The 16,321-nt window shown below is 73.0% G+C and carries 18 protein-coding genes; 8 read left to right on the top strand and 10 right to left on the bottom strand.

Annotated features, from left to right (window positions below; genetic code table 11):
- Positions 1 to 182 precede the first annotated feature (182 nt).
- The 3 genes from ACOV8S_RS32450 to ACOV8S_RS32440 all read right to left on the bottom strand — a co-directional run bounded on the left by ACOV8S_RS32450 (position 183) and on the right by ACOV8S_RS32440 (position 3,445).
- Complete coding sequence (locus ACOV8S_RS32450; RefSeq protein WP_448322181.1) at positions 183 to 1,679, bottom strand: FG-GAP-like repeat-containing protein; 1,497 nt, start codon at positions 1,677 to 1,679, stop codon at positions 183 to 185.
- A 156-nt stretch (positions 1,680 to 1,835) separates the two neighbouring features.
- A complete protein-coding gene (locus ACOV8S_RS32445; RefSeq protein ID WP_448322182.1) occupies positions 1,836 to 2,279 on the bottom strand; it encodes a hypothetical protein in 444 nt (147 codons plus the stop codon).
- A 404-nt stretch (positions 2,280 to 2,683) separates the two neighbouring features.
- On the bottom strand, positions 2,684 to 3,445 hold the full coding sequence (locus ACOV8S_RS32440; protein WP_448322180.1) for a phosphoglyceromutase: 762 nt from the start codon (positions 3,443 to 3,445) through the stop codon (positions 2,684 to 2,686).
- Between the two features lie 129 nt (positions 3,446 to 3,574).
- Here ACOV8S_RS32440 and ACOV8S_RS32435 point away from each other — a divergent pair, with 129 nt between their 5' ends.
- On the top strand, positions 3,575 to 4,849 hold the full coding sequence (locus ACOV8S_RS32435; RefSeq protein ID WP_448322178.1) for an MDR family MFS transporter: 1,275 nt from the start codon (positions 3,575 to 3,577) through the stop codon (positions 4,847 to 4,849).
- 124 nt (positions 4,850 to 4,973) lie between these two features.
- On the opposite strand, the gene ACOV8S_RS32430 is transcribed toward ACOV8S_RS32435, so the two are convergent.
- Positions 4,974 to 5,498 (bottom strand): DUF2199 domain-containing protein, encoded by a 525-nt coding sequence (locus tag ACOV8S_RS32430; protein WP_448322176.1) that lies wholly within the window; start codon positions 5,496 to 5,498, stop codon positions 4,974 to 4,976.
- 197 nt (positions 5,499 to 5,695) lie between these two features.
- On the opposite strand from ACOV8S_RS32430, the gene ACOV8S_RS32425 reads away from it, so the two are divergent.
- Positions 5,696 to 6,229, top strand: a complete 534-nt coding sequence (locus ACOV8S_RS32425; protein WP_448322175.1) for a GNAT family N-acetyltransferase — start codon at positions 5,696 to 5,698, stop codon at positions 6,227 to 6,229.
- Entirely contained in the window at positions 6,226 to 6,822 is a 597-nt protein-coding gene (locus ACOV8S_RS32420; protein ID WP_448322173.1) for a phosphohydrolase, read from the top strand. The genes ACOV8S_RS32425 and ACOV8S_RS32420 overlap by 4 nt, the downstream gene beginning before the upstream one ends.
- A 36-nt stretch (positions 6,823 to 6,858) precedes the next feature.
- On the opposite strand, the gene ACOV8S_RS32415 is transcribed toward ACOV8S_RS32420, so the two are convergent.
- Positions 6,859 to 7,344 (bottom strand): YbjN domain-containing protein, encoded by a 486-nt coding sequence (locus tag ACOV8S_RS32415; protein ID WP_448322171.1) that lies wholly within the window; start codon positions 7,342 to 7,344, stop codon positions 6,859 to 6,861.
- Entirely contained in the window at positions 7,337 to 8,683 is a 1,347-nt protein-coding gene (mshA, locus tag ACOV8S_RS32410) for a D-inositol-3-phosphate glycosyltransferase (RefSeq protein WP_448322170.1), read from the bottom strand. Before mshA ends, ACOV8S_RS32415 begins: the two co-directional genes overlap by 8 nt.
- 167 nt (positions 8,684 to 8,850) lie before the next feature.
- Here mshA and ACOV8S_RS32405 point away from each other — a divergent pair, with 167 nt between their 5' ends.
- The gene (locus ACOV8S_RS32405) at positions 8,851 to 9,669 is read left to right on the top strand and encodes a class I SAM-dependent methyltransferase (protein ID WP_448322169.1); all 819 of its coding nucleotides are present in this window, start codon (positions 8,851 to 8,853) and stop codon (positions 9,667 to 9,669) included.
- 10 nt (positions 9,670 to 9,679) lie between these two features.
- Here the strand turns inward: ACOV8S_RS32405 and ACOV8S_RS32400 are convergent, their stop codons facing one another.
- The 3 genes from ACOV8S_RS32400 to phoU all read right to left on the bottom strand — a co-directional run bounded on the left by ACOV8S_RS32400 (position 9,680) and on the right by phoU (position 11,067).
- Entirely contained in the window at positions 9,680 to 9,928 is a 249-nt protein-coding gene (locus tag ACOV8S_RS32400; protein WP_448322167.1) for an SCO4226 family nickel-binding protein, read from the bottom strand.
- Between the two features lie 129 nt (positions 9,929 to 10,057).
- Positions 10,058 to 10,213, bottom strand: coding sequence for a hypothetical protein (locus ACOV8S_RS32395; RefSeq protein WP_351112939.1), 156 nt, complete (start codon positions 10,211 to 10,213; stop codon positions 10,058 to 10,060).
- A 185-nt stretch (positions 10,214 to 10,398) separates the two neighbouring features.
- Positions 10,399 to 11,067, bottom strand: coding sequence for a phosphate signaling complex protein PhoU (gene phoU, locus ACOV8S_RS32390; protein WP_448322165.1), 669 nt, complete (start codon positions 11,065 to 11,067; stop codon positions 10,399 to 10,401).
- A 260-nt stretch (positions 11,068 to 11,327) separates the two neighbouring features.
- On the opposite strand from phoU, the gene ACOV8S_RS32385 reads away from it, so the two are divergent.
- Together ACOV8S_RS32385 and ACOV8S_RS32380 are read left to right on the top strand one after the other, a co-directional pair.
- On the top strand, positions 11,328 to 12,758 hold the full coding sequence (locus ACOV8S_RS32385) for an ATP-binding protein (RefSeq protein ID WP_448322163.1): 1,431 nt from the start codon (positions 11,328 to 11,330) through the stop codon (positions 12,756 to 12,758).
- A complete protein-coding gene (locus tag ACOV8S_RS32380; protein ID WP_108951838.1) occupies positions 12,755 to 13,435 on the top strand; it encodes a response regulator transcription factor in 681 nt (226 codons plus the stop codon). The genes ACOV8S_RS32385 and ACOV8S_RS32380 overlap by 4 nt, the downstream gene beginning before the upstream one ends.
- Positions 13,436 to 13,504: 69 nt before the next feature.
- On the opposite strand, the gene ACOV8S_RS32375 is transcribed toward ACOV8S_RS32380, so the two are convergent.
- A complete protein-coding gene (locus tag ACOV8S_RS32375) occupies positions 13,505 to 14,140 on the bottom strand; it encodes a DUF461 domain-containing protein (RefSeq protein WP_448322160.1) in 636 nt (211 codons plus the stop codon).
- A gap of 680 nt (positions 14,141 to 14,820) precedes the next feature.
- Here ACOV8S_RS32375 and ACOV8S_RS32370 point away from each other — a divergent pair.
- The gene (locus ACOV8S_RS32370; RefSeq protein ID WP_003953493.1) at positions 14,821 to 15,303 is read left to right on the top strand and encodes a CarD family transcriptional regulator; all 483 of its coding nucleotides are present in this window, start codon (positions 14,821 to 14,823) and stop codon (positions 15,301 to 15,303) included.
- A gap of 228 nt (positions 15,304 to 15,531) precedes the next feature.
- Positions 15,532 to 16,299 (top strand): 2-C-methyl-D-erythritol 4-phosphate cytidylyltransferase, encoded by a 768-nt coding sequence (ispD, locus tag ACOV8S_RS32365; protein ID WP_448322158.1) that lies wholly within the window; start codon positions 15,532 to 15,534, stop codon positions 16,297 to 16,299.
- The last annotated feature ends 22 nt before the right edge of the window (positions 16,300 to 16,321 follow it).

Here is a 16,321-nt window from a genome sequence, read left to right as displayed (position 1 = left end):
GCGGCGCAGGTGGCCGGTGTCGGCGTAGGTCTCGCCGAGACCGGTGAGCCCCTGGTCGGTGTGGACCTCCAGGACGGCCCGCAGGGCGTACGGCTCGTGGACGCCGACGGCGTTGAGCAGCGGCGGGGCGCGGGGGGGGGGGGGGGGGGGGGGGGCGGGGGGGGGGAGGGGCGCCCCCGCCGCTAGCGCACGGAGAAGCCGAACCAGGCGTCGGTGTAGGCCGCGCCGACGTCCTTGGCGCCGAACGCGTACGCGTTCTTCGTGGACAGGCCGGCCGAGCCGCCGCGCAGCAGCCAGACCGCGCCGTTCTCGCTGTTCTCTGCGGTCGTGCCGACGGCGAGGTCGCGGTAGCCGTTGCCGTTCATGTCCAGGAGCGCGGTGGAGACGCCGAACATGTCGCCGGCCTCGCCGACGCCGGGGATCCCGGCGGTGTCCTGGTTGACGGCCTTGGCACCAGCACCGGTGACGCCCGCGGCGCTGCCGGGCACCAGGACGACGGCGCCCGCGTCCTCGATCGTGCCGATGTCCTCGCCCGCCACGCCGAGCGCGATGTCGGCGTAACCGTCACCGGTCATGTCGGCGACGGAGACGGAGGAGCCGAAGAGGTCACCCTCCTCCTGTGCGCCGGGGATGCCGGGCGAGTCCTGGTCGAGGAGCACCGTGTTCGCCTCGGAGAGGCCGGAGGCGGAGCCGTAGGAGATCCGCACCTTGTCGGACCAGTCCTCGGCGCCGACCACGACGTCGTCGTAGCCGTCGCCGTTGATGTCGCCGATGCCGGTGCCGGCCGGAGTGCTCCGGGTGGAGTCGCCGGTCACCCAGCCGCGCTTGAAGCCGGTGGCGCCGCCGCCCAGCAGCAGGCGGCTGCCCCAGGTGCCGTCACCGGTGTAGCGCCATTGGACGATGTCGTCACGGCCGTCGCCGTTGACGTCGCCGACCTGGCCGGCCCTGACCGGACCGGTGATCGAGACGGGACCGTCCTCGCAGGAGTCTTCGCTGTCGCAGGACTTGTCCTCGTTTTCGTAGCCCCACCACGCCGACCTGTCGAGGAGCGGCAGTACGGCCGCCGGGGCGCCGGCCCGGGTGACCGGGCCCTTCCACAGGGTCGCCGGGGCGCCCGAGGGGTCGTCGCCCCTGACCTCCTGCTGGGAGAACAGCGCCAGGTCGGCCTTGTTGTCGCCGTCGAAGTCGCCGATCTGCGGGGCGGCCCCGTACCCGGCGACCGCGGTGCCGCCGGTGAGTCCGGAGGCCGAACCCCACAGGATCACCGAGCCGGCGGTGCCGCCGCCGATGATCAGGTCGCCGTAGCCGTCGCCGTCCAGGTCGCCCTTGGCGAAGGTGGAACCGAAGCGCTGGCCGGCGGTGGCCGCGCCGGGGACGCCGCTGGTGGAGCGGCTCACGATCTTCTTCTTCGCGGTGTCGACGCCGGCGGACGACCCGTACATCACGGCGACGTAGCCGGCGCGGGCCGCGCCCGAGACGGTCGCGTTCGGCGCCCCGACGACGAGGTCGGCGTAGCCGTCGCGGTTGAAGTCGTCCTGGACCCCCACGGAGGGGGCGGGGGCGGCGTGGGCCGTGGTCGTGGTCAGCGACCAGGCGCCCAGGCCGCCGGCCAACAGCGCCGCGGCGGCAAAGGGGGCGCCCAGTCGCGTGGAACGGGCGCCGCCTCGTGCTCGAGACATGGAGATGCCTTTCGGGTCGGTCGGTCGACGCGGGGCGCGAGACGCGCCGCGCGTTCACCCAGTCCGACTCCGGTGAGCACCTTCCGGTTGTACGCCTGAATGTCACGGTAATGTCCCCGAGCCGCAACCGACCCGAGCCGCACCTGGGTTCCGCCCTTACGGGAAGTCCGCCGCGAACATCTCGTGTGCCTGGAGCGCGAAGAACACGCAGAAGGCGAGAACCGCGCCGATGAAGACGAGGGACACGACCAGGCCCGCCGTGCTTCTGCCGGTGCCCGGCGCCTGCGAGGTCGCCTTCTCGGGACGGTCCACCGAGTAGTACACGGTGACGACGTCCCCCTCCAGCGTCGTCGCGGGTCCGTCCTGCTCCTCGATACGGACGGGCACACCCGCGGCAGGCGTGAACTCGTAGACGTGGTGCAGCGTGGTGGTGACGGGGCCGTCGGAGGTCCCACTCGTCGTGGTGAACGTGCGCAGGCAGCGTGCCTGTGCCGTCAGGCCGCTCGACCATGCCTGCCTGAGGCTCACGTAGCCCTTGACCACCTTGACCGCCATCGCGAGCGCCACCGCTCCGATGATCGCCGGCACGACGTAGAACATGAACTCCAAGACCGCCCCCTGTCCCTGCACGCCCCCCCGGGCGGCGTGTGCGGACTCTATCCGCGCCGCGTTCCTCTGGACCTCAAGTGCCGCTCAGAAAAAGGGTTCGGGCCGTCGGTGCACGTGGCGTGCACCGAGGCAGGAGGGCGAGCTGTCCGGCGAAGAGTCGACCGAGTGCCACAGACTGCGATGGAGGTGATCCGAGCTGTGCGAGAGGTGACCGTGCTGAGCTTGTGGCACGGCCGGGTGCCGACACGCTGAGCGGCGGAGTGGAGGCAGGGGCCGGAGCCGGAGCCGGGAGAGCGCACCGCTCCACCGCCTTGACGGCCCGGAGACGCCCCGAGGCAGCGAAAAGCCCCCTGCCTGCGGAAAAAAACCGCAGGCAGGGGGCTTACGCGAGCGGGCTACTTCTTCTTGCCCTGGTTCTTCACGGCCTCGATGGCGGCCTTGGCGGCCTCCGGGTCGAGGTAGGTGCCGCGCGGGACGACGGGCTTGAACTCGGCGTCGAGTTCGTAGGCGAGGGGGATGCCGGTCGGGATGTTGAGGCCGGCGATGTCGGCGTCGGAGATGCCGTCGAGGTGCTTCACCAGCGCGCGCAGCGAGTTGCCGTGGGCGGCGACCAGGACGGTGCGGCCGGTCAGCAGGTCGGGAACGATGCTGTCGTACCAGTACGGCATCATCCGGTGGACGACGTCCTTCAGGCACTCGGTCTGCGGGCGCAGCTCCGGCGGGATCGTCGCGTAGCGGGCGTCGTTGTACTGCGACCACTCGGCGTCGGCGTCGAGGACCGGCGGCGGGGTGTCGTAGGAGCGGCGCCACTGCATGAACTGCTCCTCGCCGAACTGCTCGAGGATCTCCGCCTTGTTCTTGCCCTGCAGGGCGCCGTAGTGGCGCTCGTTGAGGCGCCAGCTGCGGTGGACGGGGATCCAGTGCCGGTCGGCGGAGGTCAGGGAGAGCTGGGCGGTGCGGATGGCACGCTTCTGGAGGGACGTGTGCACGACGTCGGGGAGGAGCCCGGCGTCCTTCATCAGCTCGCCGCCGCGGATCGCCTCCTTCTCGCCCTTGTCGGTCAGGTCCACGTCCACCCAGCCGGTGAACAGGTTCTTGGCGTTCCACTCGCTCTCGCCGTGGCGGAGGAGGATCAGCTTGTACGGTGCGTCGGCCATGGCACCCAGCGTAATCGGAGCGCGGCGGGGGTCGCGCGGGCGTCCAGTATTCGGTGGCTCCCGCCCGACGTGCGGAAGTAACATGCACCGTCCGTCTGCGCCGCTTACGGCAGTCCTGTGGAGGCCGCCTTGTCCGTCGTCTCGCCGAGACGTGCCCTGAGGGAGACCGTCTCCGGGCTCCCGTCGGCCTTCTGGTGGCTGTGGGTCAGCACCCTGGTCAACCGCCTGGGCGCCTTCGTGGCCACCTTCCTGGCGCTCTACCTGACGCTGGAGCGCGGCTACTCCGCCTCCTACACCGGTCTGGTGGCCGCGCTGCACGGGCTCGGCGGAGTGATCTCCTCGGTCGGCGCGGGGGTGATGACCGACCGCCTCGGCCGCCGGTCCACCATGCTGATCGCGCAGCTGTCCACGGCGGCGTCGGTGGCGCTGCTCGGCTTCGTCAGCGACCCGGTGAGCATCGCGGCCGTCGCCTTCCTCGTCGGCATGGCGTCGAACGCCTCGCGGCCGGCGGTGCAGGCGATGATGGCGGACATCGTGCGGCCAGAGGACCGGGTGCGGGCCTACTCGCTCAACTACTGGGCCATCAACCTCGGCTTCGCCGTCTCCGCCGCGGGCGCCGGGTTCGTCGCGCAGGTCAGCTACCGGGCGGGCTTCCTCGTCGAGGCGGTGATGACGCTGGCCTGCGCCGTGGTGGTGTTCGTGAAGCTGCCCGAGTCGCGGCCGGAGCCCTCCCTCGACGCGGCGGCGGCCGGCGCCAAGGGCGGCGGGCCGCGGGTGGGGCTCGGCACGGTGCTGCGCGACGGGCGGTTCATGTCGCTCGTCGGGCTGTCGTTCGTGGTCGCGCTGATCTTCCAGCAGGGGTACGTGGGTCTGCCCGTCGCGATGGGCAAGCAGGGGTTCAGCCCGGCGGAGTACGGCCTGGCCATCGCCGTCAACGGCGTGCTGATCGTCGCCCTGCAGCTGCCGGTCACCCGGCTCATCCAGCACCGCGACCCGCGCCGGCTGCTGGCCGTCGCCGCGCTGCTGGCGGGCTACGGGTTCGCGCTGACCGCCTTCGCCGGGACGCTGGGGACGCTGGTGCTCACCGTGTGCGTGTGGACGTTCGCCGAGATGCTGAACGCGCCGACGCAGTCCAGCCTGGTGGTCCGGCTCTCGCCGGTGGAGGGGCGCGGGCGGTACCAGGGGATCTACACGATGTCCTGGTCGCTGGCGGCCCTCGTCGCCCCGCTGGTCGCCGGCGTGGTGATCGACGGGTACGGCGCGAACTGGCTGTGGGGCGGCTGCGCGGTGCTGGGCACGGTGGCGGCGGCCGGGTACGTGCTGCTGACGCGGAACCTGCCGCCGGAGGCGGAGGTCACCGTCCCGGCCGGCGGCCTGCCGAAGCCGGTGACCGAGGCGGCCTGACCCGCGCCGCCTGCCCGGAGCGGGCGTACCGGAGCCGCTTGCCCGGAGCGGGCGTACCGAAGCCGCCTGCCCGGAGCGGACGCACCGGAGCCGCCCGAGGGCGGACACCGGGGCGCCGCGCCGCTCAGGTCCCGTGCAGCATGGCCTCGGCGATCTCGCGGACCCGCGCGAGGGTGATGCCCTCGCGCTGCTCCACCGCCAGCGGATGGTCCGTCGGCTCCAGTTCGACGTACGGCCGGCGGCCCACCTCACGGGTGTGGACGTTGGTGCGCAGGTTCAGGGTGGTGGGGGAGTAGAGGGGCAGCGAGGTGTTCAGCCAGCCGAAGTAGGGCGGCTCCGCCTCCCGCCCGGAGGTCTCCCACAACTCGTCCGAGCGCCGGAAGTTCTGGGCGCTGAGCGAGACCCAGACACCCCACTCGAAGACCTCGCCCCCGGGCACCGCGCTGTCGCGCACGGGGATCTCGATCAGGCCCTTGACGAAGAAGTGCTCGCCCTTGATCACGCACTGGTCGGGGGAGAGCACACTGTCCTCGCGCTCGGCGTAGCGCGGATCCCAGACGTCGGGCGCCTCGGTGGAGTAACCCATGGGGAGGCCTGCGTGGTGCTCGCCGCATCGCGAGCAGACGAAGCCGGGTTCCTCGTGTGTCATGACCCGAGAGTAATGGCCGCCTCGGACGGCCACGGCCGAACCGCCGGACCGACCACGCCGCCGGGCACCCGTCGCCGCCCACCGACCACCGCCCGCCGACCGCCGCCCGCTCCCGCGGAACGTCCGCCGCCCGTGGGCGTTCCGTTCCGCGCGTTCCGCCCGCCGTGGCACCCTGTCAGCGAGTCAAGGAGGTCCGCATGTCCCTCACGTCGTCCGGCGACCGTCTCCGTGTCCGTCCCGCCCGCGCCGACGAGGCGCCCGCGCTGAGCGAACTGGCGCTGCGCTCCAAGGGCCACTGGGGGTACGACGCCGCGTTTCTCGCCGTCTGCCGTGACGAACTGCGGCTGCGGCCCGAGGACCTGACGCCGGGCAACGCGACGGTCGCGGAGGACGACGCCGGGCGGGTGCTGGGCTTCGTGCTGATCGACGGGGCGCCCCCCAGGGGCCGGCTCGACATGCTCTTCGTCGACCCGTCCGCCATCGGATCGGGCGTCGGCCGCCGGCTGTACGCGGAAGGGCTGGCCACCGCCCGCCGCCTCGGGATGCGCAGCCTCGCCATCGACGCCGACCCGAACGCGGAGCCGTTCTACCGGGCGATGGGCGCCCGCGTCGTCGGCACGGTGCCGTCGGGGTCGATCGCGGGCCGGGTGCTGCCCCTGATGGAGACGGACGTCCCGCACGACGAGGAGCCTCAGGCTTCCGCCGCCCCCGTCGGCTCGCTGCCCCGGTGAGCGCGGCCGGCCTCCTGGCGCGGGCCCTGGCGGGGCCGAGCGACCCGCCCCTGCGCCCGCTGCCCCCCGCCGTCGCGGAACTGCTGACCGCCCTGGACTGCCCGCCGCGGCTGGCGGCGCACCTGCGCGCCGTGCACGACGTGGCGCACACGCTGGTGGACTGGACCGAGCGGCGGCTGCCCGCCGGATCGCTCGACCGTGAGGCGGTGCTCTTCGGGGCGGCGACCCACGACGTCGGCAAGACGCTGCACCGGACCGAGCTGTCCGGCCCCGGCTCCGCCCACGAGGACGCCGGGCAGGCCCTGCTGCTCGCCCGGGGCGTCACCCCCGCGCTGGCCCGGTTCGCCGCCACCCACGCCTCGTGGACGGCGGCGGACGTCGCTCTGGAGGACCTGCTGGTGTCGCTCGCCGACAAGGCGTGGAAGAACAAGCGGGTGCCTGATCTGGAGGACCTGGTCGTGGGCCGCCTGGCGGCGGCGAGCGGCCGCGCGGCCTGGGAGGAGTTCGGCGACCTCGACGACCTGCTCACCGCGGTCGGCGAGGACGCCGACCGCCGCCTGGCGTTCCAGGCGGCGTTCCCGGTCGGCGGCTGACGAGCCCGACGAGGGGAGCCGGCCGGCGCCCGCCGGTCACTCCTTGTCGAGCAGGTGCGCGAAGGCGTCCAGGTTGCGGGTGGACTCGCCGCGGGAGACCCGCCAGGCGTACTCCTTGCGGATGGAGGACGCGAACCCCATCTCCAGCAGCGTGTTGAAGGCGCCGTCGGCGGCCTCCAGGACCTGGCCGAGGAGGCGGTCGATGCCGTCCGCCGTGACCGAGGCCAGCGGCAGGCGGGCCGTGACGTACACGTCGCCGTGCGGGTCCACCGCGTAGGAGACGCCGTACAGCTTGAGGTTGCGCTCCAGCAGCCAGCGGTGGACGCCCGCCTCGTTCTCGTCCGGGTGGCGGATGACGAAGGCGTTCAGCGAGAGGGAGTGCCGGCCGGCGATCAGCGAGACCGTGGTGGAGAGCTTCTGCGTCCCGGGCAGCTTCACGACGTAGTTGCCGGGCTCCGGGGACTCCCACTCCAGCTCGGCGTCCCGCAGGAACGCCTCGATCACCTCGCGCGCGTCAGCCATGGGCCGAGCGTACGCGACGGCGGTGGGCGTGCAGGGCGGCCGAGTACACCTCGGTGGTCGCGGCGGCGGCCCGGTCCCAGCCGAACTCCTGGGCGTGCCGGGCGGCCCGCTCACCGAGCCGGGTGGTCAGGGCCGGCTCGTCGGCGAAGCGCCGCAGCACGGCCGCGTAGTCGGCGGGGTCGTGGCCGCGGACCAGGAAGCCGGTCTCGCCGTCGCGCACCGCGACCGGCAGGCCACCCACCGCGGCGGCCAGCACCGGCGTGCCGGTGGCCTGGGCCTCGATGGCGACCAGGCCGAACGACTCGCTGTAGGAGGGCATCACCAGCACCGACGCCGCCCGGAACCAGTCCGCGAGCCGGTCCTGCCCCACCGGCGGGTGGAAGCGCACCACGTCGTTCAGGCCGAGGCGCGAGGACAGCTTCTGCAGCCGCTCCGGCTTGGCGAGGCCGCTGCCGCTGGGGCCGCCGACCACCGGCACCACCAGCCGCGGGCGCAGGTCGGGGCGCTGCTCCAGCAGCACCGCCACCGCGCGCAGCAGCACGTCGGGCGCCTTCAGCGGCTGTATCCGCCCGGCGAAGAGAGGGATCAGGGCGTCCTGCGGCAGGCCCAGGCGGGCCCGGGCGGCGGCCCGGCCGTCGGCCGGGCGGAAGCGGTCCAGGTTGACGCCGGGGTGCACGATCTCGACCTTCGCGGGGTCGGCCTCGTAGTGGCGGACCAGGTCGGCGGCCTCGTCGGCGGTGTTGGCGATCAGCCGGTCGGCGGCGTCCACGATCTGCGTCTCGCCGATCACGCGGGCCGGCGGCTCGGGCGTGTCGCCCTGGGCGAGCGAGGCGTTCTTCACCTTCGCCATGGTGTGCATGGCGTGCACCAGCGGCACGCCCCAGCGCTGGGCGGCCAGCCAGCCCACGTGCCCGGAGAGCCAGTAGTGGGAGTGGACCAGGTCGTAGTGGCCGGGACGGTTGCCCGCCCAGGCCTGCATCACGCCGTGGGTGAAGGCGCACAGCTGGGCCGGCAGGTCCTCCTTGGCCAGGCCCTCGTACGGGCCGGCGTCCACGTGCCGCACCAGCACGCCGGGGGCCAGCTCCACGGCCGGCGGGAGGGATGCGGAGGTGGCGCGGGTGAAGACCTCCACCTCGACGCCCTGCGCGGCTAGGCGGCGGGCGAGCTCGACGATGTAGACGTTCATCCCGCCCGCGTCGCCCGTGCCGGGCTGGTGCAGCGGGGAGGTGTGGACGGAGAGCATGGCGACGCGGCGCGCACGGCGCGGTACGCCCGGCAGCCTCAGCCGCGGCGGCGACGCCGGGGAGAGACGCCCGAGCCTGGTGACGTACTGGCTCACGTGGCAGTCCTCCAGGGGTGTCGGGTGGGTACGCGGCCTTGAACCCTCCAGAGGCGAGAACACCGGCGGGACGCCTGCCATTTCGGCTTTGCCAAAACGTTACGCCGTGTGGCCGGGAGATGAACGGCGTGTTCCGGCCCCACCAGCGCTTTCGTACCCTCGTAGACATGACTCCCCGCGCGACGGCCCGCCCCGTGGGAACGGTGACGCGCGGGACGACCAACCCCAACCGGCTCCGCCGCATGGACCGCTGGATCGCGGCCGTGCACGGCGCCGAACTGCGGCGCGCGCAGGGCCCGGTCGCCGTCGACCTGGGCTACGGCGCCGCGCCGTGGACCGCCGTCGAACTGCTCGGCCGGCTGCGGATCGCCGCGCCCCGCACCCGGGTGGTCGGCATCGAGATCGACCCGGCCCGGGTCGCCGCGGCCCGCCCGTACGAGCGGGAAGGGCTGGAGTTCCAACACGGCGGCTTCGAGGTGCCGCTGCCCGCGCCGCCGCAGCTGATCAGGGCCGCCAACGTGCTGCGCCAGTACGACGAGGAGCAGGTCGCCCAGGTGTGGTCACGGCTGTGCGCCCGCCTCGCCCCGGCGGGCCCGCACGGCTCGCGGGGCGGGCTGCTGGTGGAGGGCACCTGTGACGAGATCGGACGCCGCCACGTGTGGGTCGCCCTCGGCCCCGAGGGCCCGCGGACGGTCACCTTCGCCGCCCGGCTGGCCTCCCTCGACCGCCCGTCGGACCTGGCGGAACGCCTTCCGAAGGCGCTGATCCACCGGAACCTGCCGGGCGAGCCGGTGCACGCGTTCCTGCGCGACTTCGACCGCGCCTGGGCGGCCGCGGCGCCGTACGCCTCCTACGGGGCCCGCCAGCGGTGGATCCGCGCGGTGCGGGACCTGACCGCGCACTGGCCGGTGACGGACGGGCCGGCGCGGTGGCGCCAGGGCGAGGTCACGGTGGCCTGGGAGGCGCTCGCCCCGCGCGGCGGCTGAGCTCCGGGCCTCAGACGGACAGCGGGACCGCGTGGATCTCGTCCGCCTTGTGTCCCGCGCGCTCGTGCACGCGCTGCACGGCCTCGGCCGAGGGGCCGCTGGACAGGCAGTACACCGTGCCGGAGTCCGGGTCGGCCCAGGCTCCCTCGAAGTGCACGTCCTCGGCCTTCTCCAGCGCCAGGTCGGCCGCGTGGGCCTCCTCGAGCTCCGGTCCGGTGATGCCGTTCATGTTCCGGTGGACATCCATGAAGCGGGCCATGGCTGCGCACCTTCTTCCTGTCGAGTGCGTCCGGTTCCCCTCTCCCCATCGTCCGCCTCCGCCGAGGCCACGACAAACGGCGGGCCCGCACGGAGGTGTGCGGGCCCGGCGTCCGGGTGTCTCGTGGCGTCAGCCGCACTGACAGGGGCCGCCGGACTGGCAGCCGCAGCCGCAGCCGGAGCCGCAGCCGCAGGCCGCCAGCAGTGGCAGCGCGCGCGGGGCGGGCGCCTCCTCGGTGTCGGCGGCGCGGGTCGGGTCGTCGTCCGTACGGGGGGCCTCGGGCATCTCGGTCCATCCCTCCAGTGGCGTCCAGCAGGACCGTCCAACGGTGTCGCCCCATTGCACCGCCGCGGCGCACGGCGCATCAACGGCGCACGGATGCGCCGGGCGGGGTGGGCGCGGAACGGGCCCGGACCGGCGGCGGCCGGGGCCGTCCGCGCCTTCGCCCCCGGTCCGCGCCGCCGCCCCCGTTACGCGCCGCCCTCCGCCGGGAGGTCGCCCGGGTGCTCGCCGGTCACCAGGAACACCACCCGCCGCGCCGCGGACACCGCGTGGTCCGCGAACCGCTCGTAGTAGCGGCCCAGCAGGGTGACGTCGACCGCCGTCTCGATGCCGTGCTGCCACTTGTCGTCCATCAGGTGCTGGAACAGGGCGCGGTGCAGGGTGTCCATGGCGTCGTCGTCCTGCTCCAGCTGGAGCGCCAGCCGGACGTCCTCGGTGGCCAGCACCTGGGCGGTCTTCGCCATCAGCCGCTGCGCGAGCTGCCCCATCTCCAGGACGGTGGCGTGCAGGTCGGAGGGGACCGCCTTCTGCGGGTAGCGCAGCCGCGCCAGCTTGGCCACGTGCTTGGCCAGGTCGCCGGACCGCTCCAGGTCGGCGGAGATCCGCAGCGAGGTCACCACCTTCCGCAGGTCGGTGGCCACCGGCTGCTGGCGGGCCAGCAGGGCGATGGCCCGGGCCTCCAGGTCGTGCTGGGTCTCGTCGACCGCGCGGTCGGACTCGATCACCCGCTCCGCGAGTGACAGGTCGGCGTCGAGTATCGCCGCGGTCGCCCGCCCCATCGCCGAGCCGACCGTACGGGCCATCTCCGCCAGGTCCTCGCCGATCGAGTCGAGTTCCTCGTGGTACGCGTCACGCATCCGTGCTTCCTTTCCGATGACGGACGGTCCCGGGCGGATCCCGGGGTGTTCCCGGGCGGGCCGAACACGAAGGTGGTGCCAGGTGCCGTCCGTCCTACCCGCCCGGCGTCCGGTGAAGCCACTGTCGCCCGCCGCCCCCTGCCGTACGGGTCCCGTCCGGTGAACCGACACGGACCGGAAGGTGAACTCTGGGCGACCAGTGCGTCAGGTCTCCCTCCGGAGGCTGCGGAGCACCCCCCGCCCCCGCCTAACCTGGAGGCATGGACGTGAACGCGGCGGTCGCCGCAGCGGCGGCGATAGCCGGTGTGCTCACCGGTGTGGTCGCCATGCTGGCGTTCCGCTGGAGCGAGAGCGACCTGGAACGCCCCTCCCGCGCCGCCGACCGGGCCGAGGCGGCCCTGCCCCGCGGGGTGGACACCGTGCTGTCGGTGCTCCGCTCCTCGGCGGTGGTGCTCGACGAGGCCGACGCGGTGGTGAAGGCCAGCTCCGCCGCCTACGCGCTGGGTCTGGTCCGCGGCGGCCGGCTCGCCGTCGAGCCGATGCTGCAGATGGCCCGGGACACCCGCCGGGACGGCGAGATACGCCAGGTCGAACTGGAACTTCCCCGGCGCGGCGCCGGCCGGGCCGAACCGCTGGCGGTGTCCGCCCGGGTGGCCCCGCTGGGCTCGCGCCTGGTCATGCTGCTGGTGGAGGACCTCACCGAGGCCCGCCGGATCGAGGCGGTGCGGCGTGACTTCGTCGCCAACGTGTCGCACGAGCTGAAGACCCCCGTGGGAGCGCTCTCCCTGCTGTCGGAGGCCGTGATGGACGCCTCCGACGACCCGGAGGCGGTCGAGCGGTTCGCCGGCCGGATGCAGATCGAGGCCACCCGCCTGACCAACCTGGTGCAGGAGCTCATCGACCTCTCCCGCATCCAGAACGACGACCCGCTGGAGTACGCCGAGCCGGTCAAGGTCGAGGTGCTGGTCGACGAGGCGATGGACCGCTGCCGCCAGCAGGCCGGCTCCAAGCACATCACCATGGCCGCGGCCGGCGCCGAGGGGCTGTACGTCTGGGGCAACCGCGGCCAGCTGGTCGGCGCCCTGGGCAACCTCGTGGAGAACGCCGTCAACTACTCGCCGGCGCAGACCAAGGTCGGCATCGCGGTCCGCCGGGTCGCCGACGCGAGCGGCGACATGGTCGAGATCGCCGTCACCGACCAGGGCATCGGGATCTCCGACCGGGACCGGGAGCGCATCTTCGAGCGCTTCTACCGGGTCGACCCGGCCCGCTCCCGGGCCACCGGCGGCACGGGCCTGGGCCTCGCGATCGTCAAGCACGTGGTGGCCTCGCACGGTGGCGAGGTCACCGTCTGGAGCACCGAGGGCCAGGGCTCCACCTTCACCGTCCGGCTGCCCGAGGCCGCCGCGGCACGCGACCGCGGCCGCCGCGACGGCTCCACCACCGGCCGGCTCGCCCCCGGCCCCCACATCGCCGGCCCGCCCGCCACCGGCGCGCGGGCAGCCGACCACCCTGCCACCGGTTCGCAGGCCACCGACCGGCACACCGCCGGTCCGCAGGCCACCGACCAGTACGCCGCGGGCCCGCAGGCCGGTGCCGTGCCGGCCGCTCCCACCGCCACCGGGTCCACCGCCGTGCCCGCCGCTTCGCCCGATCCGCTTCCCGCTCCCGCTCCGGAGGTCCGCCCGTGACCCGTGTGCTCGTCGTCGAGGACGAGGAGTCCTTCTCCGACGTCCTGTCGTACATGCTCCGCAAGGAGGGCTTCGAGGTCGCCGTCGCGGCGACCGGCCCCGACGGCCTCGACGAGTTCGAGCGCAACGGAGCGGACCTGGTCCTGCTGGACCTGATGCTGCCCGGGCTGCCGGGCACCGAGGTGTGCCGTCAGCTGCGCAACCGCTCCAACGTCCCGGTGATCATGGTCACCGCCAAGGACAGCGAGATCGACAAGGTCGTCGGCCTGGAGATAGGCGCGGACGACTACGTCACCAAGCCGTTCTCCTCGCGCGAGCTGGTCGCCCGCATCCGCGCCGTGCTGCGCAGACGCGGGGAGCCCGAGGAGGCCACCCCCGCCGCGCTGGAGGCGGGCCCGGTCCGCATGGACGTCGATCGTCACGTGGTGACCGTGGACGGCGCGAAGGTGGACCTCCCGCTCAAGGAGTTCGACCTGCTGGAGATGCTGCTGCGCAACGCGGGCCGGGTGCTGACCCGCATGCAGCTGATCGACCGGGTCTGGGGGGCCGACTACGTGGGCGACACCAAGACCCTGGACGTCCACGTCAAGCGGCTGCGCGCCAAGATCGAGCCCGACCCGGGTGCGCCGCGGTACCTGGTCACGGTCCGCGGCCTGGGGTACAAGTTCGAGCCGTAGACCGGCCCGGACGGCGGAAAGGGGCGGCTCTCCTCGGGGGAGCCGCCCCTTTCGCGTGCGGTGCGGGTGTCAGTGACCGGCGTCGGACGCCGACTGCTCGGCGGACGGCTCGGCCTCGCCCTGGGACGCGTCGAGGTCCCCGGGCTCGGAGGCCGAGGCGGACGCGGAGGAGGACGGCTCGCCCGCGCTCGGCACGGCCGAGGGGCCCCAGTCCGCGAACTGGTTCTCGGCCGGGAGGACCAGGGCGTCCAGGGAGACGTTCCCGGTCTCGCTGAAGGCGAAGGTCACCCGCTGGACGTCGCCGTCGCGGACCGCCTCACGGCCGCTGGGGATCGTGGCGACGGCGGCGGCGTCCTTGCCGCCGATCACCACCCGGCCGCCGGCCGGGACCTTCACCTGGCTGCCCTTGCCGGCCTTGAGGTCCACGGTCGGACCACCGGGCAGGGTGATGGAGTCGAGCGTCTGGTCGGTCTGCCCGTCGTTGAAGACGGTCGCCATCACGGCGGCCGGGCCGGTGGCCTCAGGGTCCTCCTGGGTGAGGACGGCGACGTTCTGGACCTTGATGTCGCCGACGGTGATGTCCGCGAGGTCCGGCTTGATCTGGAGGGTCTCGGCGTGGTTGCCGGCGCCGCAGGCGGCGAGCGAGGCGATCGAGAACGCGATGGCGGCGGCGGCGAGGGCGCCGCGTCGAAGGCTGCTGCTCACGGCGGCGGCAACTCCTTGAACGTGGGCGGAGCGGGACGGCGCGGACGCCGGCTCCCTTGGGTCTGTGTAGCGCCCCAAGATTACCGAGCCCGTTGTTCCCGGCCGCACCCGACCCACCCTGTGCGAACAGCACATGCACACGGCGTGATCCCGCCCTCCGTGGACACAGGAACTTCACGGGTCCGCTTGACGTTCATCACAACGCGTCGTTCTTCCGGTCGCGGAAGCGGTGCCGAACCCCCGCCGGACGTCAGGGATTCACCGCTCCCCCGTTCAGCATTCGCATAACTGCGGGGCGTTATTTCCGCAGGCCCAAATGGCGTCCGTGAAAATCGATCAGGTGGTCACTCGGCCGGCCGGTGATCAATTTCGGATAGCCCTGGGGAGCCCGGCCGGAGGGACCTGGTCCGCTCGAACGGAGTAGCGGAGATCGTTCACTTGGAATCGGACATTCCGGGGCGTAACGTCGTTGTCGCGGGGCCGTGAAGGGGTGTAACGTCCGCGTTTCGCACGGCCGTGATCCCCCCTCCGACCTGCGAATACCCCCTTCCGTTCCCCTTCCGAAGCATGTACCCGCAGGAGTTGTCAAGCCCCGAGATATGCCCTGACCTGCGAAAACGCCATTCAGAACACGCCCAATCCGTGTTACCCTGGATAGCCACGGAAGGGGTACCTGTCACATGACGTTCAAGGTTGGCGACACCGTGGTCTATCCCCATCACGGGGCCGCGCTGATCGAGGCCATCGAAACTCGCCAGATCAAAGGCGTGGACAAGACCTACTTGGTGCTGAAGGTCGCCCAGGGCGATCTGACGGTGCGTGTGCCCGCGGACAATGCGGAGTTCGTAGGCGTGCGCGACGTGGTCGGTCAGGATGGGCTGGACCGGGTCTTCGAGGTGCTGCGCGCGCCGTACGCCGAGGAGCCCACGAACTGGTCGCGCCGTTACAAGGCAAACCTGGAGAAGCTGGCCTCCGGTGATGTCATCAAGGTCGCCGAGGTCGTCCGCGACCTGTGGCGTCGCGAGCGCGAGCGCGGCCTGTCCGCCGGTGAGAAGCGCATGCTCGCCAAGGCCCGCCAGATCCTGGTGAGCGAACTGGCTCTCGCGGAGAACACCAACGAGGACAAGGCCGAGGCCCTGCTCGACGAGGTGCTCGCCTCCTGATGTTCCCCCGGTCGTGCCCGAGCGGTTACGCCGTGCGCGACCGGACGTAGGACACTTGCTGCCGTGGTGCCCGATGATGCGAAAGCATTGCCGGGCGCCGCGGCATGTCCGTACCCGGAAGTGGTCCGTACCGGCCGGGTGTCACGGAAGGGCCCGGTCGGCTGCGGAGCATCCGGTTCGCCAAGCCCATACCCATCCGGGTGGAGCACACAAACCTGACAGGAACCGATGTCCGACGCAGCTTTCCCCCGAGAAGAGCGCCCCACTCCTTCCGCGGCCCACGCCGCCGTCGTGATCCCGGCCGCCGGCCGCGGTGTACGCCTGGGCCCCGGCGCCCCCAAGGCGCTGCGCACGCTCGGGGGCACCCCGATGCTGATCCACGCGGTGCGCGCGATGGCGGCGTCCCGTCATGTCTCCCTGGTCGTGCTGGTGGCGCCGCCCGAGGGCGTCGCCGAGGTGCGGTCGCTGCTGGACTCCCATTCCCTGCCCGAGCGCACCGATTTCCTGGTCGTGCCCGGCGGGGCCACCCGGCAGGAGTCCGTGCGGCTGGGCCTCCAGGCCCTGCCCGCCGGCTCCGAGGTGGTGCTGGTCCACGACGCGGCCCGGCCGCTGGTCCCGGTGGAGACCGTGGACGCGGTGATCGAGGCGGTCCGCGACGGAGCCGTCGCCGTGGTGCCCGCGCTGCCGCTCGCCGACACCGTCAAGGAGGTCGAGCCGGCCGAGGTGACCGGGGCGCCCGAGCCCGTGGTGGCCACCCCGGTGCGGGCCCGGCTGCGCGCCGTGCAGACCCCGCAGGGCTTCGACCGGGCCGTGCTGACCCGCGCGCACCAGGAGGTCGAGGGCGAGGTGACCGACGACGCGAGCATGGTCGAGCGACTCGGTCTCGGCGTCGTCACGGTGCCCGGGCACGAGGAGGCGTTCAAGGTGACCCGCCCGCTGGACCTGGTCCTGGCCGAGGCGGTCCTGGCCCGCAGGAGGCGCAACGATGGCTTCTGACCAGGACGTTCCCCGCCAGGAC

The organism is Streptomyces sp. CO7 (assembly GCF_053474865.1).
This window is presented reverse-complemented; position numbering and strand designations above follow the sequence as displayed.

Coding starts and splice junctions, on each gene's coding strand:
- ACOV8S_RS32450 (WP_448322181.1), bottom strand. CDS start 1,679: ATGTCTCGAGCACGAGGCGGCGCCCGTTCCACGCGACTGGGCGCCCCC.
- ACOV8S_RS32445 (WP_448322182.1), bottom strand. CDS start 2,279: ATGTTCTACGTCGTGCCGGCGATCATCGGAGCGGTGGCGCTCGCGATG.
- ACOV8S_RS32440 (WP_448322180.1), bottom strand. CDS start 3,445: ATGGCCGACGCACCGTACAAGCTGATCCTCCTCCGCCACGGCGAGAGC.
- ACOV8S_RS32430 (WP_448322176.1), bottom strand. CDS start 5,498: ATGACACACGAGGAACCCGGCTTCGTCTGCTCGCGATGCGGCGAGCAC.
- ACOV8S_RS32425 (WP_448322175.1), top strand. CDS start 5,696: ATGTCCCTCACGTCGTCCGGCGACCGTCTCCGTGTCCGTCCCGCCCGC.
- ACOV8S_RS32415 (WP_448322171.1), bottom strand. CDS start 7,344: ATGGCTGACGCGCGCGAGGTGATCGAGGCGTTCCTGCGGGACGCCGAG.
- ACOV8S_RS32405 (WP_448322169.1), top strand. CDS start 8,851: ATGACTCCCCGCGCGACGGCCCGCCCCGTGGGAACGGTGACGCGCGGG.
- ACOV8S_RS32400 (WP_448322167.1), bottom strand. CDS start 9,928: ATGGCCCGCTTCATGGATGTCCACCGGAACATGAACGGCATCACCGGA.
- ACOV8S_RS32395 (WP_351112939.1), bottom strand. CDS start 10,213: ATGCCCGAGGCCCCCCGTACGGACGACGACCCGACCCGCGCCGCCGAC.
- phoU (WP_448322165.1), bottom strand. CDS start 11,067: ATGCGTGACGCGTACCACGAGGAACTCGACTCGATCGGCGAGGACCTG.
- ACOV8S_RS32385 (WP_448322163.1), top strand. CDS start 11,328: ATGGACGTGAACGCGGCGGTCGCCGCAGCGGCGGCGATAGCCGGTGTG.
- ACOV8S_RS32370 (WP_003953493.1), top strand. CDS start 14,821: ATGACGTTCAAGGTTGGCGACACCGTGGTCTATCCCCATCACGGGGCC.
- ispD (WP_448322158.1), top strand. CDS start 15,532: ATGTCCGACGCAGCTTTCCCCCGAGAAGAGCGCCCCACTCCTTCCGCG.